This window comes from Geodermatophilus sp. SYSU D01105, from assembly GCF_054050095.1.
Window position 1 is genome coordinate 92,247 of sequence record NZ_JBJGYR010000013.1, and the last position, 25,782, is coordinate 118,028.

The window sequence follows — 25,782 nt, forward strand, 5'->3', positions numbered from 1 at the left end:
GTGGACAGGACGGGGTGCGCCCTACGCTGCCCGCCGTGGGATCCGGGGCGGTGCAGTCCGAACGCGGCTCGACGTTGCCCCTGGTCCTGGTCTGCTGGCTGGTCGCCGCACTCATGGCGTTCGGGGCGATCGCCGCGTCCGACGCCTTCCTGGAACAGCAGCAGGTGCAGGCGGTCTGCGACGGCGCGGCGCTCGCAGCGGCGAACGCCACGGACGAGGCCACGCTCTACGCCACGGGACTGGGCACGGCCCTCCCGCTCACCGCGGCCAGCACGCAGGCCGCCGTGGCCGACCAGCTCGCCGACGGCGGGACGCCGCTCCACGCGTGGTCCGCCGAGACCGACGGGGTGGAGGTCACCGTCCACTGCACCCGTCGCGTGGAGATCGCGTTCGGCTGGCTGTTCCTCGGCGGGGAGCCGCTCGACCGCACCGCCGTCGCCAGCGCCCGGGCCCCGACGGCCGCGTGACGCACCGCCGGAGGAACACGGAGGCCCCCGACCTCTGCGGAGGTCGGGGGCCTTCGGCGTACCTGTGGCGGGTGAAGGATTCGAACCTTCGTAGGCTGTGCCGACGGATTTACAGTCCGCTCCCATTGGCCACTCGGGCAACCCGCCGTGGTGGTACCGGGAGAGCGTACAAGACGACGCCGCCGCCCCCGCCGAGACCCCACCACGGAACGGCGCAGGGACGACGGACCGAGAGGAGCACCGACACATGGCCGACTCGTCCTTCGACGTGGTGAGCAAGGTCGACCGCCAGGAGGTCGACAACGCGCTCAACCAGGCCGCCAAGGAGCTCGCCCAGCGCTTCGACTTCCGCGGCACCAACGCCAGCATCGCGTGGTCCGGCGAGGAGGGCGTCACGCTGCAGGCCGACACCGAGGAGCGGGTGACCGCCGCCCTGGACGTGTTCAAGGACAAGCTGGTCAAGCGCAAGATCTCGCTCAAGTCCCTCGACGCCGGCGAGCCGCAGTCCTCCGGGAAGAGCTACAAGATCTCCGCCCGCATCAAGCAGGGCATCGAGTCCGACACCGCCAAGAAGATCGCCAAGATCATCCGCGACGAGGGTCCGAAGGGCGTGCAGGCCCAGATCCAGGGCGACCAGCTGCGGGTCAGCGGCAAGAAGCGCGACGACCTGCAGGCCGTGCAGCAGCTGCTGCGCGGCAAGGACCTCGACGTCGCCCTGCAGTTCGACAACTACCGCTGACCTGGCAGGTCCCTGCACGGCAGCGCGTCGTGCAGCGTCCTGGCTCGCAGGGAGTCCGCACGTGCCCCGGCCGTCGGCCATCGGGCCTCCGGCCGGGGCGACGCTCCGCCGTGACGGGGCCGCCTCCGGCAGCCCCGGACGCGCTCGTACGTGCTGCGGTCAGCCGATGCGGCGCAAGCGGGCAAGGGCCAGCCCACCGAGGACGATGGCGATCAGCCCGACCGCCAGGGCCAGGAAACCCCCGACGATCCCGTAGCCGGTGCCGGGACCACCGTCGGCGGCGGCCACGACGAGCCCGCCGACGACCGCGCCGGTCACCCCTGCGACCAGGGCCACGATGGCCCCGTTCCTCCCGGTGCCGCCACCGACGCGACCGGCGGAGCGCAGAGCCACTCCCCCGATGACCACACCGGCCAGTCCCAGCAGCGCGGCCACCAGGGACCAGAGACGCCCGGGGGTCACGGCGTCAGCACTGACGGCGACCGGCTGGGCGAGGACGTGCGCGGCTGCCGGGGTGGCGAACCCGAGGACGCCCAGCGGGGCGGCCGCGCCGGCGGCGAGCAGGTGGCGGACTGACATGGTTGCTCCTCCTCCCACAACGGGACGCCGCTGATCATGTCCACCCGTCCCCTGGCCGGTCGTCCTCCGGACGCAGGCAGTTCGCGCTACCGCCGATGCCGTAGCCGGCCACCACGCGGATGCCGCAGGGGTCGGAGGTACCGCGTCTGCGGTAGGCGGTCGATCATCCGTGCGCCGGAGTCGCCTGCGCGGACACCGGGCTAGCGTGCCCGCATGGGCGGGGCGCGGATCAGCGTCGGAGACTGGGCGATCGCCGTCGGCGTGGGGGCGACCCTGCTGGTGGCCGGACTGTCCGGCCACCACCCCTCCACCGACCTCGACCCGCTGGGCTACGCGCTGCTGACAGCCGGTGGGCTGTCGCTGGTCGCCCGCCGCTGGGCTCCGGTCACCGTGCTGGTCGTCACCGGGTTGTGCGCGGTGGGCTACCAGAGCCTCGGTTTCGACGTGCCGGTCGTCGCGTTCCTGTTCGCGGTGTACGCCGCGGTCCGGACAGGACACCGCATCGTCACGGTGGCCGGGTCGGTGACCATGCTGGCTGCTCTCCCGCTGGCGATCCTGGTCTCCCCCCACGACTGGCCCGTGGGCGAGGCGTTCACGCAGTCCCGGGACGTCCTCGAACTGGCCTGGCTGATCGCCGCCGGTGCGGCCGGTGAGGCGCTGCGGCAGGCCGAGCGCCGGGCGGACGAGGCCGAGCGCACCCGCGAGGAGACCGCGCGGCGCCGCGCCAGCGAGGAGCGCCTGCACATCGCGCGGGAGTTGCACGACTCGCTCACCCACCAGATCTCCGTCATCAAGGTGCAGGCCGAAGTCGCCGTCCACCTGGCCCGCAAGCGGGGCGAACAGGTGCCCGAGGCCCTGCTGGCGATCCGGGAGGCCGGTCGCGAGGCGGCCCGAGAGCTACGAGCGACCCTGGGGGCGCTGCGTGATGACGAGGAGAACCCGCCGGCGGGGCTCGATCACGTCCCCGACCTGGTGGAACGGGCCCGGATGTCCGGTCTGGACACGGAGCTGACGATCGAGGGACACCACGAGGACGTGCCGACCGCGGTGGACCGGACCGCGTACCGGATCGTCCAGGAGTCGCTGACCAACGTCGCCCGTCACGCCGCCGCCACCACCGCGTCGGTCCGGATCGACTACCGACCCGACGCCGTGCTCATACGGGTGGATGACGACGGCAGGGCCACGCCGGCCGCCGCGCCGCTGCCCGGCGTCGGGCTGCTGGGGATGCGCGAACGAGTGACCGCTCTGGGAGGTCGTCTGCGCGCGGCACCGCGCAGCGAGGGCGGCTTCACCGTCGAGGCCGAGCTCCCCCTGGGCCACGCGTCGTGATCCGGGTCCTGCTGGTCGACGACCAGCCGCTCATCCGCAGCGGGTTCAGGGCGCTCCTGGACACCGAGGACGACATCGAGGTGGTGGCCGAGGCCGGCGACGGCAGGGAGGGCCTGGCGCGGGCCAGGGAACACCTGCCCGACGTCGCGCTCATCGACATCCAGATGCCGGTCCTCGACGGTATCGAGGCGACCCGCCGCATCGCCGGGGACCCGACCCTGGCGTCGGTGCACGTCGTCATCCTGACCAACTACGGCCTGGACGAGTACGTCTTCAACGCACTCCGGGCCGGCGCGGCCGGGTTCCTCGTCAAGGACATTCAGCCGGAGGACCTCCTGCACGCCGTACGCGTCGCCGCGCGCGGCGACGCCCTGCTCGCGCCGTCGATCACCCGCAAGCTGATCGACCGCTACGTCACCCAGCCGCTCACCGCCGGCACCGGCACGGGGCTGACGGAACTGACCAACCGCGAACGGGAGGCCGTCGCCCTGGTCGCGCAGGGCCTGTCCAACGGACAGATCGCCGACCGCATGGTGATCAGCCCGCTCACCGCGAAGACCCACGTCAACCGAGCCATGACCAAGCTCCACGCCCGCGACCGCGCCCAACTCGTGGTCCTCGCCTACGAGACCGGCCTGGTGGCCCCGCACGACTCCTGACAGCCACGGTCCGGCCGCAGACCTGCCCGCCGACGCCCCTCTCACCGGTCGCCCTCACGTGTTCCACGAGCTGCGCTCCACCGTGGGCCGCGAGCGGGGCCACTCAGGTCTCGAGCACCACCACGTCGAGGGCGTTCAGGACGACCGGGTCGGAGACGACCTCGACGGCGGTGATCCGCCCGCCCGTGACGACGAAGTCCAGCGCCGCGCGCAGCCGGCCGTCCGTGGTCCACACGGCGCCTGCGGTTCCATCGAGCAGCGCGGCGCGGGCGGCCTGGGCCTTGCCGAGGAAGGCCCGGGCGACCGCCTCGCCGCCGCGCAGCCGCGTGAGCCCGCCGAGCGCGGCAACGGGGGCGTCGGCGCGGAACACGACGTGCGGGTCGAGCACGGCCAGCAGTCGGGCGAAGTCACCCTCGCGCGAGGCGGCGAGGAACGCCTGCACCACCTCCCGGCGGCGCGCCGCGTCTGCCGGGCCGACGGCGTGCGGAGCCGCGCCCTGCACCCGGCGCCGAGCACGGCTGGCCAGCTGGCGCGCCGCGGCCGGGCTGCGGTCGAGGACCGCCGCGACATCCCCGAACGGGGCGGCGAAGAGGTCGTGCAGCACGAAGGCGAGTCGCTCCGGCGGCGTCAGCGCATCGAGCACGACGAGGAGCGCGAGGCCGACGGAGTCGGCCAGCACCGCCTCGCGTTCCGGCTCCGGCCCGTCCTCGAGGTCCGGCCGGTGCAGCTCCAACGGCTCCTCGCGGCGCGCGCCTCGGCGGCGCAGCATGTCGAGGCACACTCGGCCGACGACCGTGGTCAGCCAGCCGGCGAGGTTGTCCACGCCGGTGGACCCGTTGCCCTGCAGGCGCAGCCATGCCTCCTGGACGGCGTCGTCGGCCTCGGCCGGGGAGCCGAGCACCCGGCGCGCGACCGCCCGCAGATGTGCGCGGTGCGTCCCGAACTGCTCGGCCAGCAGGTCCACTCGTGCCACCTCCTCGCTCACCTGTCACATCCTCCCGTCGGGGTCCGTCAGTGCTTTGACGTCGCCGGACGCGGCGATGTGACCGTCGGCAGAGGAGGACCCCGTGCAGGCTGACGAGCAGGATCCGGTCACCGTGCCCGAGGAGTGGGGCAGCGTCCCTCACCCGGTCGAGCTCGTCGAGCCCGCGGGCGCCCGACCGCGCCGCCCCGTCGGGATCGAGAGGAACCCGATGCCCCCCGACCTCCGCAGCACCATCCTCCTGCGCGGTGAGGACAGCGGCGGCCACGTCTCCGTCGTGGAGAACGTCGTCCCGGCGCGCAGCGCGGGACCGCCGCTGCACAGGCACCACTTCGACGAGACCTTCTGTGTCCTGGAGGGCGAGCTCGTCTTCCGCGTCGGCGACGTCCTCCTCGTGCGGACGGCGGGACAGCTCGCCTTCGCGCCGCGCGACGCCGCGCACGCACTGGCCAACCGCCGGGACGACCCGGCGCGCTACCTGCTCGTGTGCACCCCCGCCGGCTTCGAGCGCCAGTTCGCCCGGATGGCCGCGCAGGCCAGTGGCACGGAGCCGCCGCCGTGGGCGCTCCAGCCGGTCCCGGAGGTGGTGCCGCTCGGCCCGCCCATCCTCCGGGAGGTCCTCGACCGCCTGGGGTGACGTGCCATGGCACGCCGGGTCGCCCGCCGGTCGCTCAGCCCCGGCCGAGCTCCCGGGCCAGCTGCTCCAGGCGGGCGATGCGCTCCGGCATCGGCGGGTGGGTGGCGAACAGCGACGCCAGCCCCTGCCCCCGGAACGGGTTGGCGATCATCAGGTGGCTCTGGGTCACCAGCCGGTCCTCCTGCGGCAGTGGCCGGGCGGCCGCCCCGCGCTCGATCTTGCGCAGGGCCGAGGCCAGGGCCAGCGGGTCGTGCGAGAGGACGGCCCCGGAGGTGTCGGCCTGGTACTCGCGGCTGCGGCTGACCGCCATCTGCACCAGCCCGGCCGCGATCGGGCCCAGGAACACCAGCAGGAGGCTGCCCAGCGCGTTGCCGCCGCCGCGCTCGTCGGACCGCCCGCCGAACAGCGACGCGAACATCGCCATGTGCGCGAGGTAGGTGATCACCGTCGCCATCGCGCCGGCGACCGAGCTGATCAGGATGTCGCGGTTGTAGACGTGCGAGAGCTCGTGGGCGAGGACGCCGCGCAGCTCCCGGCGGTCGAGCAGCTCGAGGATGCCCTGGGTGACGCAGACGGCGGCGTTGCGCGGGTTGCGCCCGGTCGCGAACGCGTTGGGCTGGTCGGTGGGGCTCACGTAGAGGCGGGGCATCGGCTGCCGGGCCTCGGTGGCCAGCTCGCGGACCATCGCGTACAGCGCCGGGGCCTGCGTCTCGGTGACCGGGAAGGCCCGCATCGCCCGCAGCGCGAGCTTGTCGCTGTTGAAGTACGCGTAGCCGTTGACCGCCAGGGCGACGACGAGCGCGATGAGCAGGCCGCCCCGTCCGCCGATCAACGCACCGGCGGCGAGGATGAGCCCGCCCATGAGACCGAGGAGGACCGCGGTCTTCAGCCCGTTGCTCCAGCGATGCACGTCCGGACAACGGAGCGTCCGGGGCCGCCGTTCCCCGTGGTGGACGGCGGCCGACTGCGAGCACGGTCACGGAATGACACCGGTCGCCGCGGGGTTGTCCCGTGCAGGTGCCGGGGGGACCCGGCCGCTCTCGACCGTCGTCCCCGCAGCAGGACCGTGGGTTGTGACGGACACGTAACCTCGGCCGGTGGAGGTGCACCACTCATGACCACGACCAACCCGCCCGACACCGCCGGTACGGCGGGGAGCACGGTGCCTTTCGTCAAGAGCGTCGTCGAGCTGGACCGGGTCGTCATCCGGCTCGCCGGCGACTCCGGCGACGGCATGCAGCTGACCGGGAACCGCTTCACCAGCGAGACGGCGTCCTTCGGCAACGACCTCTCGACGCTGCCCAACTTCCCCGCCGAGATCCGCGCACCGACGGGGACCCTGCCCGGCGTCAGCTCCTTCCAGCTGCACTTCGCCGACCACGACATCATGACCCCGGGCGACGCCCCGGACGTCCTGGTCGCGATGAACCCGGCCGCGCTCAAGGCCAACCTCTCCGACCTCCCCGGTGGCGGGCTGCTGATCGTCGACTCCGACGAGTTCACCCCGCGCAACCTGGCCAAGGTCGGCTACGCGACCAACCCCCTCGAGGACGGCTCCCTCGACGGCTGGCAGCTGGTGAGCGTGCCGCTGACGAGCATGACCCTCGACGCGCTCGCCGACTCCGGCCTCGGCAAGAAGGAGGCCGAGCGCTCGAAGAACATGTTCACCCTCGGCCTGCTGAGCTGGATGTACCACCGGCCCACCGAGGGGACGATCCGCTTCCTCGAGCGGCAGTTCCGCCGCAAGCCCGAGATCGCCGCGGCCAACATCGCCGCCTTCCGGGCCGGCTACAACTACGGCGAGACGACGGAGGCCTTCGCGGTCTCCTACGAGATCAAGCCCGCGCCGATGGCACCGGGCCGCTACCGCAACATCTCCGGCAACCAGGCCCTGGCGCTCGGCATCGTCGCCGCCGGGCAGCGGTCGGGCCTGCCGGTGTTCCTCGGCGCCTACCCGATCACCCCGGCGTCGGACATCCTGCACGAGCTGTCCCGGCACAAGTCCTTCGGCGTCCGCACGTTCCAGGCCGAGGACGAGATCGCCGGCGTCGCCTCGGCGATCGGCGCCTCCTTCGGCGGCGCGCTCGGCGTCACGACGACGTCCGGACCGGGGATCTCGCTGAAGTCGGAGGCCATCGGCCTGGCGGTGATGACCGAACTGCCGCTGGTGGTCGTCGACGTGCAGCGCGGTGGGCCCTCCACCGGCCTGCCGACCAAGACCGAGCAGTCGGACCTGCTGCAGGCGATGTTCGGCCGCAACGGCGAGGCACCGCTGCCGGTGATCGCCCCGCGCTCCCCCGCCGACTGCTTCGACGCGGCGCTGGAGGCGGCCCGGATCGCGCTGACCTACCGCACGCCGGTGATGCTGCTGTCCGACGGCTACCTCGCCAACGGCGCCGAGCCGTGGCAGATCCCGGACGTCGACGAGCTGCCGGACCTGCGGGTGGAGTTCGCGACGGAGCCCAACGGTGAGGACGGGTCCTTCCTGCCCTACCTGCGCGACCCCGAGACGCTCGCCCGGCCGTGGGCGATCCCGGGCACGGCGGGGATGCAGCACCGGATCGGTGGCCTGGAGAAGGCCGACAAGACCGGCAACATCTCCTACGACCCGGCCAACCACGACCTGATGACCCGCCTGCGCCAGGCCAAGGTCGACGGCATCGCGGCGACCCTGCCGCCCACCGAGGTCGACGACCCCGACGGCGACGCCCGCGTCGCCGTCATCGGCTGGGGCTCGACCTACGGCCCGATCGGCGCCGCCTGCCGCCGGATCCGCAGTTCCGGGCGCTCGGTCGCGCAGATCCACCTGCGCCACCTCAACCCGATGCCCGCCGATCTCGGCGACGTCCTGCGCCGCTACGACCGGGTGGTCTGCCCCGAGATGAACCTCGGGCAGCTGGCCCTGCTGCTGCGCGCCAAGTACCTCGTCGACGTCCAGAGCCACACGCAGGTGCGCGGGCTGCCCTTCCGGGCCGCCGAGCTCGCTGCGGTGGTCCAGGACGTCATCGACTCCACCACCGGAGGCACCCTGTGACCACCATCGACCTCGGCATGCCGGCCGACGGTCCCATCGCCGACGCGATCGCCCGCTCTCTGGAGACCCAGGGCGAGAAGCAGACCGGGCTGAAGGCCAAGGACTTCAAGACCGACCAGGAGGTCCGCTGGTGCCCCGGCTGCGGTGACTACGTCATCCTCAACGCCGTCCAGAGCTTCCTGCCCAGCCTCGGCATCGCGCGCGAGGACATGGTCATCGTCTCGGGCATCGGCTGCTCGTCCCGCTTCCCGTACTACATGAACACCTACGGGATGCACTCCATCCACGGCCGCGCCCCGGCGATCGCCACCGGCCTGGCCGCGTCCCGTCCCGACCTGTCGGTCTGGGTCGTGACCGGGGACGGCGACGCGCTGTCGATCGGCGGCAACCACCTGATCCACACCCTGCGCCGCAACGTGAACCTGAAGATCCTGCTGTTCAACAACCGGATCTACGGGCTCACCAAGGGCCAGTACTCGCCCACCAGCGAGGTCGGCAAGATCACCAAGTCCACGCCGATGGGCTCGCTGGACCACCCGTTCAACCCGGTGTCGCTGGCCCTCGGGGCCGACGCGACCTTCGTCGGGCGGGCGATGGACTCCGACCGCAAGGGCCTCACCGACGTGCTGCGGCAGGCCGCGGAGCACCAGGGCACGGCGCTGGTGGAGATCTACCAGAACTGCAACATCTTCAACGACGGCGCCTTCGACCTGCTCAAGGACCCGACCACCGGGACGCAGTGGTCGATCCCGCTGGAGCACGGCAAGCCGCTGGTGTTCGGCCCGGACGGCGCCTCGTGCGTGGTCCGCGACGAGTTCGGCGGGCTGCGCATCGCCGAGACCAACCAGGTGGCCGCGGAGGACATCGTCGTCCACGACGTCACGCGTCAGGACCCCTCCTACGCCTTCGCGCTGTCGCGGTTGTCCAGCCAGGACCTCCGCTACACCCCGATGGGCGTCTTCCGGGCGGTGCAGAAGCCGACCTACGACCGGATGATGGCCGACCAGGTCGAGGAGGCCCGGACGCAGTCCCCGGCCGACCTCGACGCCATCCTGGCCGGCGGCGACACCTGGACCGTCGGCTGACAGGGCTCCGTCGCCTGACGGTCCGCGCCTGAACGGGCGAGGGGCGCCCGGGAACCTGTGGTTCCCGGGCGCCCCTCGTCGTTGCGGAGCTCAGCCCCTCAGGGCGCTGGGCTCAGTGGTGGTCCTTGTGGTGGTCCTTGTCGCCGTCGCGGTGCCCGTTGTCGTCACCGTTCTCCTCGTCCACGACCTCGACCCACTCGGACTCCTCGTCGAGCTCGTCGTCGCCGTCGCTGATGGTGACGGTGACCTCGACCCAGTCACCCTCCTCGGCAGCCTCGTCCTTCTTGTCGAGCGTGACGGTGATCTCGTTCTCCTCGCCGTCGCACTTGAGCTCTTCGTCCTCCGCCTCGTACTTGATGTCGTCCTTCTCGGCGGTCACGTCGGCCGTGATGTCGTCCTTGTCGTCGTCGTCCTCGCACTTGTACGTGAACGTGACGTCCAGCGTGTCGCCGTCGTCGCCGAGTTCGGCCTCGTCGTCGATCTCGACGACCTTGGCCCAGGCGTCGTCGCCGTTGTGGTGTCCGTCGTCACCGCCGGCCCAGGCGGGCGCGGCGCCGGTGAACACCAGTGCCGTGGCGGCGGGCAGGGCGAGCAGCAAGCGGGAGCGGCGCATGGAGATTCCCCTTTGTGCGCGGCCGCGAGGGCGGCCGTGGACCTCTGACGCGAGCCACCATTACGAATTCATGACGATCGTCACAACCCCGTGATCTGGAACTCTCGATGTCCGGGACCGGGTCACGGGCGAGGCATGACCCGGAGTATCTGGTCGTCCCCGTTCCCGTTGTCGGTCGTGACGTACAGCAGGCCGTCGTCGCCCAGCTGGACGGTGCGGATCCGGCCGTGGGTGCCCTCGAACTCCGGCAGCCGGAACTGCTCGAGCAGGGCGCCGTCCTCGGCCACCCGCAGCGCCAGGACACCCCGCCCCTTGAGGACGCCGAGCAGCAGCAGCCCCTCGTAGGCCTGCCACCGGTCGCCGTCGAGGAAGGTGGCACCGGAGGAGGCGATGGTCGGGTCCCCGGAGGCCCAGGTCGCCGGCAGGACGTCGGGCAGGGAGAGGTCGGTCATCGGGACGAACTCGCCGTAGCCGGGCCCCTGCGGCGCGAACCCGCCGTTGCCGCCGCGCCGCAGCAGGGTGACCTCGTCGTCCCGGTCGGGCCCGTGCTCGGCGGCGTAGACCTGGCCGCTGCCGGGGCGCACGGCCAGCCCCTGGACGTTGCGGTGCCCGTAGGTCCACACCCGGGCCTCGGCGCCCGGGCGGCCGGCGAACGGGTTGCCCGCGGCCGGTCCTCCGGTGGCCGGGTCGATGCGCAGCACCTTGCCGGCGGTCGTGCCGAGGTCCTGGGCGCGCGAGGGGTCGGCGGTGTCGCCGGTGCCGACGAGCAGGGCGCCGGTCCCGTCGAAGCGCAGCCGGCAGCCGCCGTGCCGGCCGATGCGCTCGTTGACCGGGATGCCGCCGAGCAGCGGGTCGGCGACCCGGGTGGCGCTGCGCCAGCCGGCGTCCACGGTCCAGGCCACCACCGCGACGGATCGTCTGCCGCCGTCCTGGCGCCCCTGGCAGGTGTAGAAGCGCCGGTTGCCCGTGAAGCCCGGGTCGAGGACCAGCCCCATCAGGCCGGTCTCCCCGCGGGCGAACAGGTCGGAGAAGTCGGCCTCGACCTCCTGGACGGTCCCGTCGGGCAGGACCGCGGTGAGCCCGCCGCCCCTCTCGTCGACCAGCAGCGTCCCGTCGGGGGCCTGCGCGAGGTCCCACGGGTGGTCCAGCCCGTCGGCGACGACCGTGACGTCGAGAGCCGGGACGACGGGCGGGGGAGTCGTCGGGGGCGGAGGGGCGCTGCTGTCCGGCGGCGGAGCCGTCGTCCTGGAGGGCGGGCCGGGGACCTCGGACGGGCCGCCGGTGCAGGCCGTCAGTAGCGCCGCGGCAGCGACCAGGCAGGTCAGGCGGGCGCGCACCCGCCCAGCATGCCCGCGACGCTCAGCTGGTGCGCGTGACGACGTAGTCGCACAGGGCGCTGAGCGCGTCGCGGACCGGCCCCTCGGGGACGGCGGACAGCCGCGCCCGGGCCCGGTCGGCGTACTCCCGCAGCACCTCGGTGGCCCGCACCAGGCCCGCCGACGAGCGCAGCAGGGTCAGCGCCTCGGCGTGCTCGACGTCGTCGGTGATCGGCCGGGAGACGAGGTCCCGCAGCCGCTGCTCGGCCGGGTCGTCCCCGGCCAGGGCGAACAGCGCCGGCAGGGTGGCGATGCCCTCGCGCAGGTCGGTGCCGGGCAACTTCCCCGAGGCGCCGTCCTGGCTGACGATGTCCAGCAGGTCGTCGGAGAGCTGGAAGGCGACCCCGACCTCCTCGGCGAAGGCGGTCAGCGCGGCGACGAGGTCCTCCCCCACCCCGGCGAAGGACGCGCCGAAGCGCGCCGAGGTGGCCACCAGCGAGCCGGTCTTGTCGGCCAGCACCTGCAGGTGGTGGGCGACCGGGTCGGCCCCGGGACGCGGCCCGACGGTCTCCAGGATCTGGCCGGTGACCAGCCGCTCGAAGGTGCGCGCCTGGATGCGCACCGCCTCCGGGCCCAGGTCGGCCAGCAGGTCCGAGGCGCGGGCGAAGAGGAAGTCGCCGGTCAGGATGGCGATGCTGTTGGACCACCGGCTGTTGGCGCTGGGCGCCCCCCGGCGGACGGCGGCCTCGTCCATGACGTCGTCGTGGTAGAGCGTCGCCAGGTGGGTGAGCTCGCAGACCACCGCGGCCTCGGTCACCCCGGGGGCGTGCGGGTCCCCGAGCTCGGCGGCCAGCAGCGCCAGCAGCGGCCGGAACCGCTTGCCGCCCGCGGCGACCAGGTGCCCGGCCGCCTCGGCGATGAACGCGTGCTCGCTGGCGACCGCGGTCCGCAGCGCCTCCTCGACGCGCGACAGCCCCTCGGCGAGGCGCGGACCGAGGTCCCCCTCGGGCAACCAGGGCCCCATCGTCGAGGCGGGCGTCGAGATCCGCTGCCAGGTCTCGACCGGGGTGTCCCCGTCGACGGCGGCGCTGGCTCCGGTCATCAACCGACGAAGATAGCCGCCTTCTCGGCCAGGTCGAGCACCGCCCCGGGCACGATCCCCAGCACGAGGGTGGCGGCCACGGTGACGGCGAGCACGATCGTGGTGGGCAGGCCGGGCACACCGACGGTCGGGCCGTCGGCGGCGGGCTCGGAGAAGTACATGAGCACGATGACCCGCAGGTAGAAGAAGGCCGCCACCGCGCTGGCCAGCAGCGCCACGACCACCAGCGGCCACGCGCCGTCGTCGATGGCGGCCCGGAACACCGCGAACTTGCCGGTGAAGCCACTCGTGAGCGGGATCCCCGCCAGCGCCAGGAGGAACAGGGCCATGACCGCGGCGGTCAGCGGCGAGCGCCGGGCCAGGCCGGCCCACTTGGCCAGGTGCGTGGCCTCCCCGTCGCCGTCCCGGACCAGCGTGAGCACCGCGAAGGCGCCGAGCGTGGTGAGGCCGTAGGCCAGCAGGTAGAACATCGTCCCCGGCAGCCCCGAGCCGGAGCCGTCCGCGCCGCCGCCGAACCCGATGACGCCGGTGAGCAGGAACCCCGCGTGCGCGATCGAGGAGTACGCCAGCATCCGCTTGAGGTCGGTCTGGGTGAGGCCGAGCACGGCGCCGACGACCATCGACACGATCGCGATGCCGTAGACCAGTGGCCGCCAGGTCCACTCGCTGGTGCCGAAGGCGACGTAGAGAAGCCGCAGGATGGCCCCGAACGCGGCGACCTTGGTGCAGGCGGCCATGAAGGCGGTCACCGGCGTCGGGGCGCCCTGGTAGACGTCCGGCGTCCAGGAGTGGAACGGCGCCACGCTGGCCTTGAACATCAGCCCGACCACCAGCAGCGCCAGGCCGAGGACCAGCAGCACGTCGCTGCCGCCGACCGCGGCCGCCGACCGGACGTCGGAGAGCCGGACGCTGCCGGTGGCGCCGTAGACCAGGGCCACGCCGTAGAGGAAGAACGCCGAGGCGAACGACCCGAGGAGGAAGTACTTGACCGCCGCCTCCTGGGACAGCAGCCGACGCCGGCGGGCCAGCCCGCTGATCAGGTACAGCGGCAGGCTGAGCACCTCGAGGGCGACGAACATGACCAGCAGGTCGTTGGCCGCGACGAACAGCATCATGCCGCCGATCGCGAACAGGGCCAGCGGGTAGACCTCGGTCTGCACCCGTGGTGCGGTCATCAGCTCCCGGTCGCGGGGGCTGCCGGCGGGCACCGCGGCGGCCGCGACGAACGCCGACCGGGCGGGGTCCAGGGAGCGCTCGGCGAACAGCAGGACCGACAGCGCCCCGAGCCCGGCGATGGTCGCCTGGAGGAAGACCGTCGGGCCGTCGACGGCGAGCGCGCCGCCGGCGGTGACCATCCGCTCCTCCCCCGCCAGCAGCAGGCTGGTGACCAGCCCGCCGAGGGTGCCGACGAGGGCGACGGCGACCTGCACCGGGTGCCGGCTCTCCCGCGGGGCGAAGGCCTCGACGAGGACGCCGACGCACGCGGCCCCGAGGACGATCGCCAGCGGCGCCAGGGCCCCCAGCGACAGGCTCGGCGCCTGGATCGCGTCGACCGCGCTGACCAGCATCAGTTCCCCCCGGCAGTGTCGTCGGCGGCCGGGGCCGCGGCCGGCTGCACGCCGGCAGGGTCGGCGCCGACGTCGGTCATCGTCGCGGCGACCGCGGGCTCGATCAGGTCCAGCAGCGGCTGCGGGTAGACCCCGAGCGCGATGACCAGCGCGACCATCGGCGCGGCGACGGCCAGCTCCCGGCGGGACAGGTCCTGCACCCGCAGCCGGGCCGGCGCGGGGGCGGGCGCGGTCAGGGTCGCGGTGCCGCCGTCCGCCGGGGTCACCGCTGCCGACGGCGTCCCCCCGCCGACCGCGCCCTCCGCGGTCTCCAGCAGCACGCCGCGGGGCGGGCCGTGCATGGTGCGCTGGTACACCAGCAGGACGTAGAGCGCGGCCAGGATGATCCCGACGGTCGCCAGGACCGTGTAGACGGGGACCTCCGGGAAGGACCCGATCAGCACGAGGAACTCGCTGACGAAGCTGTTGGTGCCCGGCAGGGCCAGCGAGGCGAGCCCCGCCACGAGGAAGACCCCGGCCAGCAGGGGGGCCTGGGCGGCGACGCCGCCGTAGTCCCCGACCTGGCGGCTGCCGCCGCGGGCGATGAGCATCCCGACGACGAGGAACAGCAGGCCGGTCGCGATGCCGTGGTTGACCATGTAGAGCACCGCGCCGGTGGCCGCCTCGGTCGTGAAGGCGAAGATGCCCAGCGCGATGAAGCCGAAGTGGGCGATCGAGGTGTAGGACACCAGCCGCTTCATGTCCGACTGCCCCATCGCCAGGAGCGCGGCGTAGAGGATCCCGGCGACGGCGAGGACGAGCACGTACGGGGCGAGGTCGCGGGAGGCGTCCGGGAACAGCGGCAGGCAGTAGCGGATGAACCCGAACGTGCCGACCTTGTCCAGGACGCCGACCAGCAGCACCGCACCGCCGATCGGTGCCTCGGCACCGGAGTCGGGCAGCCAGGTGTGGAAGGGCACCAGCGGCGCCTTGATCGCGAAGGCGACGAAGAAGCCGAGGAACAACAGCTTCTGCACACCCGGGTCGATGTCGATCTGCCGCAGCGCGTCGAAGGCGAACGTCCCCTGCCCGAGTTCGCTGTTGCTCACCACGTACAGCCCGATGACCGCGGCCAGCATGACCAGCCCGCCGACGAGGCTGTAGAGGAAGAACTTGACCGCCGCGTACTGCCGTCGCGGGCCGCCGAAGCTGCCGATCAGGAAGTACATCGGGACCAGCATCGCCTCGAAGAACACGTAGAAGAGGAAGACGTCGGTCGCGGCGAAGACGCCGACCATCATCGCCTCGAGCAGCAGCAGCCAGGCGAAGAAGGCGCGCATCGAGCGCCGGCCGACGGGGGTGTCCCGCCAGGAGGCGACCACGACCACCGGCACCAGGACGCCGATGAGCAGCAGCATGACCAGCGCGATGCCGTCGACGCCGAGGGCGAAGTCCACCCCGAAGTCCGGGATCCAGGACACCGACGTGGTCAGCTGGAACCGCTCGCCACCGGTGTCGAAGGCGACCGTGGCGAGCACGGCCAGCAGCAGGACGACGCCGCTGACGCCGAGGGCGACCTGCTTGGCGAGGTCGTCACGGCCCCTGGGCAGGGCGGCGACCACGGCCGCTCCGGCCGCCGGGACGACGATCATCGCCAGCAGCCACGGGAAGTCCGTCACGGTCGGGGACCCCTCTCGTTCGTCGTCGGTCGGGTCATCCCGCCGTCACCGCCAGCAGCGCCCCGGCGACGACGACGGCGCCGCCGAGCATGGACAGCGCGTAGGAGCGCACGAAGCCGGTCTGCGTGCGGCCCAGCCGGGACGAGGAGCCGCCCAGCGTCGCGGCCAGCCCGTTGACCGCGCCGTCGACCCCGCGGTTGTCGACGAACACCAGCGCCCGGGTCAGCCACTGCCCGGGCCGCATGAACAGCGACTCGTTGACCGTGTCGGCGTACAGCGCCCGGCGCGCGGCCCGGACCGGGAGGGAGACCCGGGCCGGCGCGGTCACCGGGACCTCGCGGCGGCCGACGAACAGCCAGGCGGCGCCGACCCCGAGCAGCATCACCAATGTCACCAGCACGCTCACCAGCAGCGGCGCGACCACGTGCTCGGCGGCCTCGGGCTCGCCGAACACCGGCGTGAACCACTCCTCCAGCGGGAAGGCCACGACCAGCAGGAAGCCGGCGACCACCGAGCCGACGGCCAGCAGCACCATCGGCACCGTCATGACCGGCGGCGCCTCGTGCGGGTGGACGCCCTCCTCCCAGCGCGGCCGTCCGAAGAAGGTCATGAGCATCAGCCGGGTCATGTAGAAGGCGGTCAGCCCGGCGGCCAGGATCGCCAGCGTGCCGAGCAGGTAACCCCAGCCGTCGCCGCGGTCGAACGCGGCCTCGATGATCGCGTCCTTGGTGTAGAAGCCGGACAGGAACGGGAAGCCGATGAGGGCCAGGTAGCCCAGCCCGAAGGTCACGAAGGTGGTGCGCATCCGCGTGGCCAGCCCGCCGAAGCGGCGCATGTCCACCGAGTCGTCCATCGCGTGCATGACCGACCCGGCGCCGAGGAACAGCCCGGCCTTGAAGAAGCCGTGGGTGAGCAGGTGCGCCAGGCCGGCGACGTAGCCGACCGGCCCCAGCCCCACGGCCAGGAACATGTAGCCGATCTGGCTGACCGTCGAGTAGGCCAGCACCTTCTTGATGTCGTCCTGCGCGCAGCCGGCGATCGCGCCGATGGTCAGCGTGATCGCCCCGACGGCGAGGACGACGGCCCGGGCGGTCGCCGTCTCGTCGTAGATCGGGGCGGCGCGGGCGATGAGGTAGACGCCGGCGGTGACCATGGTCGCGGCGTGGATCAGCGCGGAGACCGGGGTCGGACCCTCCATGGCGTCCGGCAGCCACGCCTGCAGCGGGAACTGGCCGGACTTGCCACAGGCCCCGAGCAGGAGCAGCAGCCCCAGGGCGGTGACCGTGCCGCCGGCCAGCGTGCCGACCGCGCCGAAGACGCCCTCGTAGGTGACGGTGCCCAGCTGGGCGAACATCAGGAAGATCGCCAGCGCCAGCCCGACGTCGCCGACCCGGTTCATGATGAACGCCTTCTTCGCGGCGGTGGCCGCCGACGGGCGGGTGTACCAGAAGGCGATGAGCAGGTAGGACGCCAGGCCGACGCCCTCCCAGCCCACGTAGAGCATCACGAAGTTGTTGCCGAGGACGAGCAGCAGCATCGCCGCGACGAAGAGGTTGAGGTAGGCGAAGAACCGGCGGCGGCCGGGGTCGTGGGCCATGTAGCCGACCGAGTAGACGTGGATGAGCGCGCCCACGCCGGTGATCAGCAGGACGAACACCGCCGACAGCGGGTCGTAGAGCAGCCCGGCCTGCACGTCGAGCGAGCCGGTCGCGACGAAGGTGAACAGGTCGACGCTCACCGACCGCCCGTCGAGCTGGAAGGTGCAGACCAGCCCGATGACGAAGGCCACGACCACGGTGGCGACGCCGAGCAGGTGGCCCCAGCGGTCGGTGCGGCGTCCACCCAGCAGCAGCACGGCGGCGCCGGCCAGGGGCAGCGCGATCAGCAGCCAGGAGGCGGCGAGCAGCCCGTCGGCGGGCACGGTGTCCATCCCCGGATCCCCGTTCTCAGTACTTGAGCAGGTTGGCGTCGTCGACCGACGCCGATCTGCGGGTCCGGTAGATCGACATGATGATCGCCAGGCCGACGACGACCTCTGCGGCGGCGACGACCATGACGAAGAACGCCATGATCTGGCCGTCGACGGTGCCGCTGGCCCGGGCGAAGGTGACCAGCGTGAGGTTCACCGAGTTGAGCATCAGCTCGATGCACATGAAGACGACGATCGCGTTGCGCCGCACCAGCACGCCGACCGCGCCGATGGTGAACAGGATCGCGGCCAGCACCAGGTAGTGCGCGAGGCTCATCGCTGGTCCCCTCCGCGCACGCCGTCGACGTCCCCGAGCGCCGCGTCGGGGCTGCCGAGCTCGGCCCGGCCGGTGGGACGCGGCATCTGCTCGACCTCCTGGGGATCGATCCCGGTGGCGAGGCTGTCCTCGGCCGTCCGGCCGTCGGGCAGCAGCGCGGGGGCGGCGACGGAGTTGGCCCGCGCGTACACGCCGGGGCCGGGCAGGGTCTGCGGCCGGTCGGTGAGGAACCGGGCCCGCGAGAGCTCCTTCTGGGTGCGGCGGCTGCCGGGCTCGCGCTCGATGTGGGCCAGGACCATGGCCCCGACCGCGGCGGTGATCAGCAGCGCGCTGGTGACCTCGAACGCCAGCAGGTACCGGGTGAACAGCAGCTGGGCGACCGCCTCGATGTTGCTGGTCTCCCCGCCCTGCACCGCCGCCAGGCCGGTGAGCGGGAGGTCCTGGGTGGCCCGGGCGATCCCGGCGCCGACCAGCCCGGCGAAGCCGATGCCGAGCACGATCGCGGCCACCCGCTGCCCGCGCAGGGTCTCCACCACCGAGTCCGAGGAGTCCCGGCCGACCAGCATGAGGACGAACAGGAACAGGATCATGATCGCGCCGGTGTAGACGATGATCTGCACCGCGCCGAGGAACGGCGCCTCCTGGACGACGTAGAAGACGCCCAGCGCCAGCATCGTGTTCACCAGCCACAGCGCCGAGTGGACGGCGTTGCGCGAGAGCACCATGCCCAGCGCGCCGGCCAGCGCGATCGGGCCGAGCACCCAGAAGACGACCGCCTCGCCGGTGCCGATCACCACGTCGGGGTTCACGCCGCGCCCCCGGGGACCGGCTGGTCCTCCCGCGCCCCGGCGGAGCGGTCGGCCGGCGGGACCGGGACCTCCGGCGTCCGGACGTAGTAGTCCTTCTCGTCGGCCCCGAGCCGCATGGGGTGCGGCGGGGCCTCCATCCCGGGCAGGAGCGGGGCCATGAGCTGCTCCTTGGTGTAGATCAGGTCCTGCCGGTTGTCGTCGGCCAGCTCGAAGTCGTTGCTCATCGTCAGCGAGCGGGTGGGGCAGGCCTCGATGCACAGCCCGCAGAAGATGCAGCGCAGGTAGTTGATCTGGTAGACGCGCCCGTACCGCTCACCGGGCGAGTAGCGCGCGTCCTCGGTGTTGTCCCCGCCCTCGACGTAGATGGCGTCGGCCGGGCACGCCCAGGCGCACAGCTCGCAGCCGACGCACTTCTCCAGCCCGTCGGGGTGCCGGTTGAGCACGTGCCGCCCGTGGTAGCGCGGCTTGGTCACCTTGGGCTCGTAGGGGTACTCCTCGGTGGTCACCTTGCGGAAGATCTGCGCGAAGGTGACCCCGAAGCCCTGCGCCGGGCCGGGCAGCCGGCTGGAGCGCTTGACCGGCCCGGCGTCCTGGTCGTCGCGGCGGGCCAGCTCGCCGCGGGCCGCCTGCGCCAGGCCCTTCTCCGAGCCCTCCGTGAACGGGTCCCGCTCAGGCATCGCCGTCCTCCTCTGCGGTCGGGGTGCCGCGCCGTCCGGTGCTCACGACGCCGCCGGCGGCGACGGCCTCCCGGCTGCGCAGCCGCGGTGACGGCGGCACGGCCAGGTCCATCGGCGGGACGGGGAAGCCGCCCTCGGCGCGGCTGGGACCGCCGGCCGGCCGGCGCCGCGCCCCGGCCGGCGGCAGCACCTCCGGCTCGGCGTCGGTCGGGTGGATCGACCCCGCGGCCGCCTTGGTGGCCGCGATCCGGGTGTCGCGGTTGCTGACCCGGCTCGCGACGAGCAACCCCGCGAGCACGAGCAGCGCGAGGGGGACGCCGACGAAGATCGCCACCTCGCCGGTGGACAGCTCGGCCTCGCGGGCCACGGTGCGCATGGTCGCGACGGCGAGGATCCAGACCAGCGCCGTGGGCACCAGCACCTTCCAGCCGAAGCGCATGAACTGGTCGTAGCGGAGGCGGGGCAGCGTGCCGCGCAGCCAGATGAAGACGAACAGCGCGACGACGACCTTGAGGAAGAACCACAGCAGCGGCCACCAGCCGCTGTTGGCGCCGTCCCAGATCGACAGCGGCCACGGCGCCCGCCAGCCGCCGAGGAACAGCGTCGCGGCCAGCGCGGAGACGGTGACCATGTTGATGTACTCGGCGAGGAAGAACAGCGCGAACTTCAGCGACGAGTACTCGGTGTGGAACCCGCCGACGAGCTCGCTCTCGGCCTCCGGCAGGTCGAACGGCGCCCGGTTGGTCTCGCCGACCACCGCGACGGCGTAGATCACGAACGAGACCGGCAGCAGGACCGCGAACCAGCTCGGCCCGGTGAACTCCAGTCCGAAGAAGGACAGCTGGGTGCCGTCGGCCTGCGCGGCGACGATCTCCGAGGTCGACATCGTGCCGGCGTAGAGGAACACCGCGACGATGGAGAGGCCCATCGCGATCTCGTAGCTGACCATCTGCGCCGCGCTGCGCAGGCTGCCCAAGAGCGGGTAGGTCGAGCCCGACGCCCAGCCGGCCAGCACGATCCCGTAGACGCCCATCGCCGAGCAGGCCAGCACCACGAGCACGCCGATGGGGGCGTCGGTCAGCTGCAGCGGGGTGCGCTGGCCGAAGATGCTCACCGTCGGGCCCAGGGGGATCACCGAGAAGGCCAGGAAGGCCGGGATCGCGGCGATGACCGGGGCCAGGAAGTAGACCGGCTTGTCCGCGAGCGCCGGCATGATGTCTTCCTTGAAGGCCAGCTTCAGCCCGTCGGCGAGGCTCTGCAGGTAGCCGCGGGGCCCGACCCGGTTGGGACCGATCCGCTGCTGCATCCGGGCGACGACCTTGCGCTCGAAGACGATCGCGAACAGCGTCATCAGCACCAGGACGACGAAGACCCCGACGATCTTGATGAGGACGATCCACCAGACGTCGTGCCCGAAGTCCTCGAGCGTCGGCTGGTCGGCGGCGGCGAACAGGGTCACGCGAGGCCTCCCGCGACGAGTCGGACGACGCCGCCGGGCGGCGTGCCGAGTGAGGTCCGGATCTCGCTGCCGGGCGAGCGCATCGGCAGCCAGACCACCTGGTCGGGCATCTCGGTGACCTGGACCGGCAGGCTGACCTGGCCCATCGCGCCGCAGACGGTGACCCGGTCGCCGTCGGCCAGCCCCAGCCGGCGGGCGGCGTCCTTGCCCAGCCGGGCCACCGGCGGCCGGGCCGTCCCGGCGAGCTCGGGCTCGTCGCGCTGCAGCGTGCCGACGTCGAGCAGCTGCCGCCAGGAGGCCAGCACCGCCTCGTCCTCGGCCAGCGGCGGGTCGGCCGGCGGGGCGACGTCCAGGCCGGTGACCTCCGGCCGGACGGCGACGGCGCCCAGCGCGGCGAGCTCGGCGCGGGCCACCTCGGGCGTGGGCAGCCGCAGGTCGACGTCGAGCTCGTCGGCCAGCCCCTGCAGGACCCGGCCGTCGGGCAGCTGCCCGGTGCCGTGCAGCGTGGCGTCGAAGGAGCGCAGCCGGCCCTCCCAGTCCAGGTACCCGCCGGCCTTCTCCGGAGCGGCGGCGACGGGGAGGACGACGTCGGCGTGCTCGGTGACCGCGCTGGGGAACATCTCCAGGCTGACCACGAAGTCCGCGTCGGCCAGCGCCGCCTCGGCCAGCCGCGGGTCGGGCAGGTCGGCCGGGTCCACCCCGCCGACCAGGAGTCCGCTCAGCCGCCCGTGGGTGACCGCGGCGAGGATGCCGTTCGTGTCGCGGCCGGGCGTGGCCGGCAGGTCGGCGACGCCCCAGGCGGCGGCGACCTGCGCGCGGGCGCCCGCGTCGGTGACCGGCCGGCCACCGGGCAGCAGCGTCGGCAGCGCACCGGCCTCGACCGCTCCGCGCTCCCCCGCCCGGCGCGGCACCCAGGCCACGCGGGCGCCGGTGGCGCGGGCGAGGGCGTCGAGCGCGGAGAACGCGCCGGGGACCTCCGCCAGCCGCTCGCCGGCGAGCACGACGGCGCCGGGCTGCCGGATCGCCTCGACCGCGGGGCCACCCCAGGTGCCCTCCGCCAGCGCCGCCAGGGACCGGGCCTCGGTGCCGGGCAGGGTGGCGAGCACGGTCGCCTGGAGCTTCTCCGCGGCGCGCGTCACGAACGGGGCGAGGTCGAACACCCGCAGCTGCCGGGTGCGCACCGCCCGGCGCAGCCGCAGGAAGACGATCGGCGACTCCTCCTCGGGCTCGAACCCGGCCAGCAGCACCGCGGGCGCCTCGGCGAGGTCGGCGTAGGTGACCGCACCGTTGGAGGGGCCGGTCCCGGCGACGTGCGCGGCGAGGAAGGCCAGCTCCTCCGCCGAGTGCGCGCGGGCCCGGGCGTCGACGTCGTTGGTCCCCAGCGCGACCCGGGCGAACTTGGCGTAGGCGTAGGCGTCCTCGACGGTCAGCCGGCCGCCGGGCAGGACGCCGACACCCCCGGCGTCCCGCGCGGCGCGCAGGCCCTCGGCGGCCGCGGCCCACGCCTCCGGCCAGGACGCCGGCTCCAGCACGCCGTCCCGGCGGACCAGGGGCGTGGTGAGCCGGTCGTTGGCCGTCGCGTAGCGGAACGCGAAGCGACCCTTGTCGCAGTTCCACTCCTCGTTGACCGCCGGGTCCTCCCCCGCCAGCCGGCGCAGCACCCGGCCACGGCGGTAGTCGGTGCGCTGGGCGCAGCCCGAGGCGCAGTGCTCGCAGGCGCTCGGCTCGCTGCGCAGGTCGAACGGCCGGGACCGGAACCGGTACTGGGCGCTGGTCAGCGCGCCGACCGGGCAGATCTGGGTGGTGTTGCCGGAGAAGTAGGAGGAGAAGGGCTCGTCCTCGTAGATCGCCACCTGCTCCAGCGCGCCGCGCTCGAACAGCTCGATGAACGGGTCACCGGCGACCTGCTGGGAGAACCGGGTGCAGCGGGCACAGAGGACGCAGCGCTCCCGGTCGAGCAGGACCTCGCTGCTGATCGGCAGGGGCTTGGGGTAGGTCCGCTTGACGTCGACGAACCGGCTCTCGGTGCGCCCGTTGGTCATCGCCTGGTTCTGCAGCGGGCACTCCCCGCCCTTGTCGCAGACCGGGCAGTCCAGCGGGTGGTTGATCAGCAGCAGCTCCATCGTGCCCTGCTGCGCCTTGTCCGCGACCGGGCTGGTGAGCTGGGTCTTCACCACCATCCCCTCGGTGACCGGCATCGTGCAGGAGGCCACCGGCTTGCGCTGGCCCTCCACCTCGACCAGGCACTGCCGGCAGGCGCCGACCGGCTCCAGCAGCGGGTGGTCGCAGAACCGCGGGATCTGCACACCGATCATCTCGGCGGCCCGGATGATCAGCGTCCCCTTGGGCACGGCGACGTCGAAGCCGTCGATGACGCAGTGGACGGCGTCCGGCGGGGTGTGGGGACCGGGCACCGCCGGGACGGCGGCGGGCGCGGGCTGGGGCGTTGTCACGAGGCGACCCCCACGGGCTCGAGCCGGAGGCTGCGGCCCAGCCGGGCCTGTTCCTCCGGCGGCAGCAGCGCGACGTACTCGTCGCGGAAGTACTTCAGCGAGCTGGCGATGCAGCTGGTCGCGCCGTCGCCGAGGGCGCAGAACGAGCGGCCCAGGATGTTGTCGCAGGTGTCGGTGAGCAGGTCCAGGTCGGCCGCCGTCCCCCGGCCGTGGACCAGCCGCTCGAGGATCTGGACCAGCCAGTAGGTGCCCTCCCGGCACGGGGTGCACTTGCCGCAGCTCTCGTGCGCGTAGAACTCGGTGAACCGCAGGGTCGCCTCGACGATCGAGTCGGTCTCGTCGAAGACCATCAGCGCGGTGGTGCCGAGCATCGAGCCCGCGGCGGCCACGGAGTCGAAGTCGAGTGGGACGTTGAGGTGCTCGGGGGTGAAGTACGGCGTCGAGGAGCCCCCCGGCGTCCAGAACTTCAGCTGGTGCCCGGGACGGACGCCGCCGGCCATCTCCAGCAGCTCGCGCATCGTCGTCCCCATGGGGGCCTCGTACTGGCCCGGGCGGACGACGCGCCCCGACAGCGAGTAGATCTTCGGGCCGGGCGACTTCTCCGGGCCGAACTCCTTGAACCAGTCCGACCCGCCGCGGACGACGAACGGCACGCTGGCCAGTGTCTCCACGTTGTTGATCACGGTGGGGGCACCGTAGAGACCGGCGACGGCGGGGAACGGCGGCTTCAGCCGCGGCTGGCCCCGGTAGCCCTCCAGCGAGTCCAGCAACGCGGTCTCCTCGCCGCAGATGTAGGCGCCCGCACCCGCGTGCACGACCAGCTCGAGGTCGTATCCGGAGCCCAGGACGTCGGTTCCGAGGTAGCCGGCCGCGTAGGCCTCCTCGACGGCGTTGACCAGCCGCCGGTGCGCGTGCACCGCCTCGCCGCGGACGTAGATGACCGCCAGGTGCGAGCGGATCGCGTAGGCGGCGATGACCACGCCCTCGATGAGCGAGTGCGGGTCGGCCATCATCAGCGGGAGGTCCTTGCAGGTGCCCGGCTCCCCCTCGTCGGCGTTGACCACGAGGTACTTGGGCATCGCCGCCGGACCGGTCGGCGTCTCCCCCGGCTTGGGCTGCGGGATGAAGCTCCACTTCATGCCCGTCGGGAAGCCGGCGCCGCCGCGGCCGCGCAGGCCGGAGTCCTTGACCAGGGAGACCAGCTCGTCGGGGCTCATGCCGAGCGCGGTGCGCAGCGCGGTGTAGCCGTCGAGCCGCTCGTAGGTCGACAGCCGCCACGACTGCGGCTCGGCCCAGCGGGCGGTCAGCACGGGTGCGAGGGGCATGTCACGCCTTCCCGTCAGTGGGGGTCGTCCCGGTGGCCGGCTCGGCGGCCGGCGGGTTCTCCGTGCCGGCGCGCTGCCGGCCCCGCGGCTGGCCGTACTCCGCGCCCTTGTCCGGGTGGGCCTGGGCGGCGCCGGCCCGCTCGGCCGGGGTGTCGGCGGCGGCGACGCGGGCGTCGGCCGCCTCCTCCTCCGGGGTCTCCCCCGTGCGCCCGGAGGGCCGCACGGTCTCGGCCGGCTCGCCGGCATCGGCCGGCGGCTGCTCGGGGCCGGGCATCGGCGGGGCCGACTCGCCGCGTTCGGCGGCCAGGCGCAGACCGGCCAGCGTCGGGCCGATGGCGCCCTCGGCGTCGATCGCGGCCCGCCGGGCGGCCTCGCTGCCGAACTGGTCGAAGCCGGCCAGCTGCCGGGAGACGCCCCGGAAGTCGGTGAGCGGTGCGCCCCGGGTGGGGTGCGGCTTCTCCCCGCGGCGCAGGGCCGCGACGAGTTCCCGGGCGCTCTCGACGTCCTGCTGGTCGTAGAACTCGTAGTCGACGGTGACCACCGGGGCGTAGTCGCAGGCGGCGAGGCACTCGGCGTGCTCGAGGGTGACCGAGCCGTCCGCGGCCGTCTCGTCGTGGTGCACGTCGAGGTCGGCCGCGAGCGCGTCGAAGATCCGCTGGCCGCCGAGGACGGCGCAGAGCGTGTTGGTGCAGACGCTGACCAGGTGCCGGCCGGTGGGCCGGCGCTTGTACATCGTGTAGAAGGTCGCGACCGCGCCGACCTCGGCCTTGGTCAGCCCGAGCTCCTCCGCGCACAGCGCCACGCCCTCGGGCGAGACGTAGCCCTGGTAGCTCTGCACCAGGTGAAGCATCGGCAGCAGCGCCGAGCGTGCCTGCGGGTAGCGGGCGATGATCTCCCGCGCCTCCAGCCGGGTCTGCTCGGTCAACGGCGGCAGGTCGACGGGTGCGGGCTCGACGGGGCTGGAGTCCAGCCCCGTCACCGCCGTCCCCTCGGCGCTGCCCGGGAGCGCGCTCATCGATCCACACCCCGACCCCACGAGGAG

At 73.2% G+C, this 25,782-nt stretch carries 23 protein-coding genes and 1 tRNA gene; 7 read left to right on the plus strand and 17 right to left on the minus strand.

Features of this window, described 5'->3' with window-relative positions:
• Positions 1-35: 35 nt before the first annotated feature.
• A complete protein-coding gene (locus tag ACI79I_RS14130; RefSeq protein WP_456992943.1) occupies positions 36-467 on the plus strand; it encodes a pilus assembly protein TadG-related protein in 432 nt (143 codons plus the stop codon).
• A gap of 65 nt (positions 468-532) precedes the next feature.
• Here the strand turns inward: ACI79I_RS14130 and ACI79I_RS14135 are convergent.
• Positions 533-614: transfer RNA gene (locus ACI79I_RS14135), tRNA-Tyr, on the minus strand.
• 100 nt (positions 615-714) lie between these two features.
• Between ACI79I_RS14135 and ACI79I_RS14140 the strand changes: the two genes are divergently transcribed.
• Positions 715-1,206 carry a YajQ family cyclic di-GMP-binding protein gene (locus tag ACI79I_RS14140; protein WP_456992944.1) on the plus strand — a complete coding sequence of 164 codons (492 nt, stop codon included), beginning with the start codon at positions 715-717 and terminating at the stop codon, positions 1,204-1,206.
• 159 nt (positions 1,207-1,365) lie between these two features.
• On the opposite strand, the gene ACI79I_RS14145 is transcribed toward ACI79I_RS14140, so the two are convergent.
• Positions 1,366-1,785, minus strand: coding sequence for a DUF6223 family protein (locus tag ACI79I_RS14145; RefSeq protein WP_456992945.1), 420 nt, complete (start codon positions 1,783-1,785; stop codon positions 1,366-1,368).
• A 213-nt stretch (positions 1,786-1,998) separates the two neighbouring features.
• On the opposite strand from ACI79I_RS14145, the gene ACI79I_RS14150 reads away from it, so the two are divergent.
• Both ACI79I_RS14150 and ACI79I_RS14155 read left to right on the plus strand, forming a co-directional pair.
• The gene (locus tag ACI79I_RS14150) at positions 1,999-3,117 is read left to right on the plus strand and encodes a sensor histidine kinase (protein ID WP_456992946.1); all 1,119 of its coding nucleotides are present in this window, start codon (positions 1,999-2,001) and stop codon (positions 3,115-3,117) included.
• Positions 3,114-3,776, plus strand: coding sequence for a response regulator (locus tag ACI79I_RS14155; RefSeq protein WP_456992947.1), 663 nt, complete (start codon positions 3,114-3,116; stop codon positions 3,774-3,776). The genes ACI79I_RS14150 and ACI79I_RS14155 overlap by 4 nt, the downstream gene beginning before the upstream one ends.
• 103 nt (positions 3,777-3,879) lie before the next feature.
• Here the strand turns inward: ACI79I_RS14155 and ACI79I_RS14160 are convergent, their stop codons facing one another.
• Entirely contained in the window at positions 3,880-4,761 is an 882-nt protein-coding gene (locus ACI79I_RS14160) for a sigma-70 family RNA polymerase sigma factor (RefSeq protein WP_456992948.1), read from the minus strand.
• An 82-nt stretch (positions 4,762-4,843) separates the two neighbouring features.
• Between ACI79I_RS14160 and ACI79I_RS14165 the strand changes: the two genes are divergently transcribed.
• A complete protein-coding gene (locus tag ACI79I_RS14165; protein ID WP_456992949.1) occupies positions 4,844-5,395 on the plus strand; it encodes a cupin domain-containing protein in 552 nt (183 codons plus the stop codon).
• Between the two features lie 34 nt (positions 5,396-5,429).
• Here ACI79I_RS14165 and htpX read toward each other — a convergent pair whose 3' ends face one another.
• Complete coding sequence (htpX, locus tag ACI79I_RS14170) at positions 5,430-6,305, minus strand: zinc metalloprotease HtpX (protein WP_456992950.1); 876 nt, start codon at positions 6,303-6,305, stop codon at positions 5,430-5,432.
• Between the two features lie 204 nt (positions 6,306-6,509).
• Here htpX and ACI79I_RS14175 point away from each other — a divergent pair, with 204 nt between their 5' ends.
• Both ACI79I_RS14175 and ACI79I_RS14180 read left to right on the plus strand, forming a co-directional pair.
• Complete coding sequence (locus ACI79I_RS14175) at positions 6,510-8,429, plus strand: 2-oxoacid:acceptor oxidoreductase subunit alpha (RefSeq protein WP_456992951.1); 1,920 nt, start codon at positions 6,510-6,512, stop codon at positions 8,427-8,429.
• Positions 8,426-9,514, plus strand: a complete 1,089-nt coding sequence (locus ACI79I_RS14180; protein WP_456992952.1) for a 2-oxoacid:ferredoxin oxidoreductase subunit beta — start codon at positions 8,426-8,428, stop codon at positions 9,512-9,514. Before ACI79I_RS14175 ends, ACI79I_RS14180 begins: the two co-directional genes overlap by 4 nt.
• 112 nt (positions 9,515-9,626) lie before the next feature.
• Here the strand turns inward: ACI79I_RS14180 and ACI79I_RS14185 are convergent, their stop codons facing one another.
• From ACI79I_RS14185 to nuoE, 13 genes are all read right to left on the minus strand, one after another.
• On the minus strand, positions 9,627-10,127 hold the full coding sequence (locus ACI79I_RS14185) for a hypothetical protein (protein WP_456992953.1): 501 nt from the start codon (positions 10,125-10,127) through the stop codon (positions 9,627-9,629).
• 122 nt (positions 10,128-10,249) lie between these two features.
• Positions 10,250-11,464: a PQQ-dependent sugar dehydrogenase gene (locus ACI79I_RS14190; RefSeq protein WP_456992954.1), complete on the minus strand. Its 1,215-nt coding sequence runs from the start codon at positions 11,462-11,464 to the stop codon at positions 10,250-10,252.
• Between the two features lie 22 nt (positions 11,465-11,486).
• The gene (locus ACI79I_RS14195; protein ID WP_456992955.1) at positions 11,487-12,545 is read right to left on the minus strand and encodes a polyprenyl synthetase family protein; all 1,059 of its coding nucleotides are present in this window, start codon (positions 12,543-12,545) and stop codon (positions 11,487-11,489) included.
• Positions 12,545-14,113: an NADH-quinone oxidoreductase subunit NuoN gene (gene nuoN, locus ACI79I_RS14200; RefSeq protein WP_456992956.1), complete on the minus strand. Its 1,569-nt coding sequence runs from the start codon at positions 14,111-14,113 to the stop codon at positions 12,545-12,547. Before nuoN ends, ACI79I_RS14195 begins: the two co-directional genes overlap by 1 nt.
• Positions 14,113-15,771 (minus strand): NADH-quinone oxidoreductase subunit M, encoded by a 1,659-nt coding sequence (locus ACI79I_RS14205; RefSeq protein ID WP_456992957.1) that lies wholly within the window; start codon positions 15,769-15,771, stop codon positions 14,113-14,115. Before ACI79I_RS14205 ends, nuoN begins: the two co-directional genes overlap by 1 nt.
• A gap of 34 nt (positions 15,772-15,805) precedes the next feature.
• Entirely contained in the window at positions 15,806-17,701 is a 1,896-nt protein-coding gene (gene nuoL, locus ACI79I_RS14210; RefSeq protein WP_456992959.1) for an NADH-quinone oxidoreductase subunit L, read from the minus strand.
• Between the two features lie 16 nt (positions 17,702-17,717).
• Positions 17,718-18,017: an NADH-quinone oxidoreductase subunit NuoK gene (nuoK, locus tag ACI79I_RS14215; protein WP_456943727.1), complete on the minus strand. Its 300-nt coding sequence runs from the start codon at positions 18,015-18,017 to the stop codon at positions 17,718-17,720.
• On the minus strand, positions 18,014-18,826 hold the full coding sequence (locus tag ACI79I_RS14220; RefSeq protein ID WP_456992960.1) for an NADH-quinone oxidoreductase subunit J: 813 nt from the start codon (positions 18,824-18,826) through the stop codon (positions 18,014-18,016). The genes nuoK and ACI79I_RS14220 overlap by 4 nt, the downstream gene beginning before the upstream one ends.
• Positions 18,823-19,503: an NADH-quinone oxidoreductase subunit NuoI gene (gene nuoI, locus ACI79I_RS14225; protein ID WP_456992961.1), complete on the minus strand. Its 681-nt coding sequence runs from the start codon at positions 19,501-19,503 to the stop codon at positions 18,823-18,825. Before nuoI ends, ACI79I_RS14220 begins: the two co-directional genes overlap by 4 nt.
• Positions 19,496-20,962: an NADH-quinone oxidoreductase subunit NuoH gene (gene nuoH / locus ACI79I_RS14230; protein WP_456992962.1), complete on the minus strand. Its 1,467-nt coding sequence runs from the start codon at positions 20,960-20,962 to the stop codon at positions 19,496-19,498. The genes nuoI and nuoH overlap by 8 nt, the downstream gene beginning before the upstream one ends.
• Positions 20,959-23,415, minus strand: coding sequence for an NADH-quinone oxidoreductase subunit G (locus tag ACI79I_RS14235; protein ID WP_456992963.1), 2,457 nt, complete (start codon positions 23,413-23,415; stop codon positions 20,959-20,961). The genes nuoH and ACI79I_RS14235 overlap by 4 nt, the downstream gene beginning before the upstream one ends.
• Positions 23,412-24,740: an NADH-quinone oxidoreductase subunit NuoF gene (nuoF, locus tag ACI79I_RS14240; RefSeq protein WP_456992964.1), complete on the minus strand. Its 1,329-nt coding sequence runs from the start codon at positions 24,738-24,740 to the stop codon at positions 23,412-23,414. Before nuoF ends, ACI79I_RS14235 begins: the two co-directional genes overlap by 4 nt.
• Before the next feature lies 1 nt (position 24,741).
• Entirely contained in the window at positions 24,742-25,755 is a 1,014-nt protein-coding gene (nuoE, locus tag ACI79I_RS14245; protein WP_456992965.1) for an NADH-quinone oxidoreductase subunit NuoE, read from the minus strand.
• Positions 25,756-25,782 lie beyond the last annotated feature (27 nt).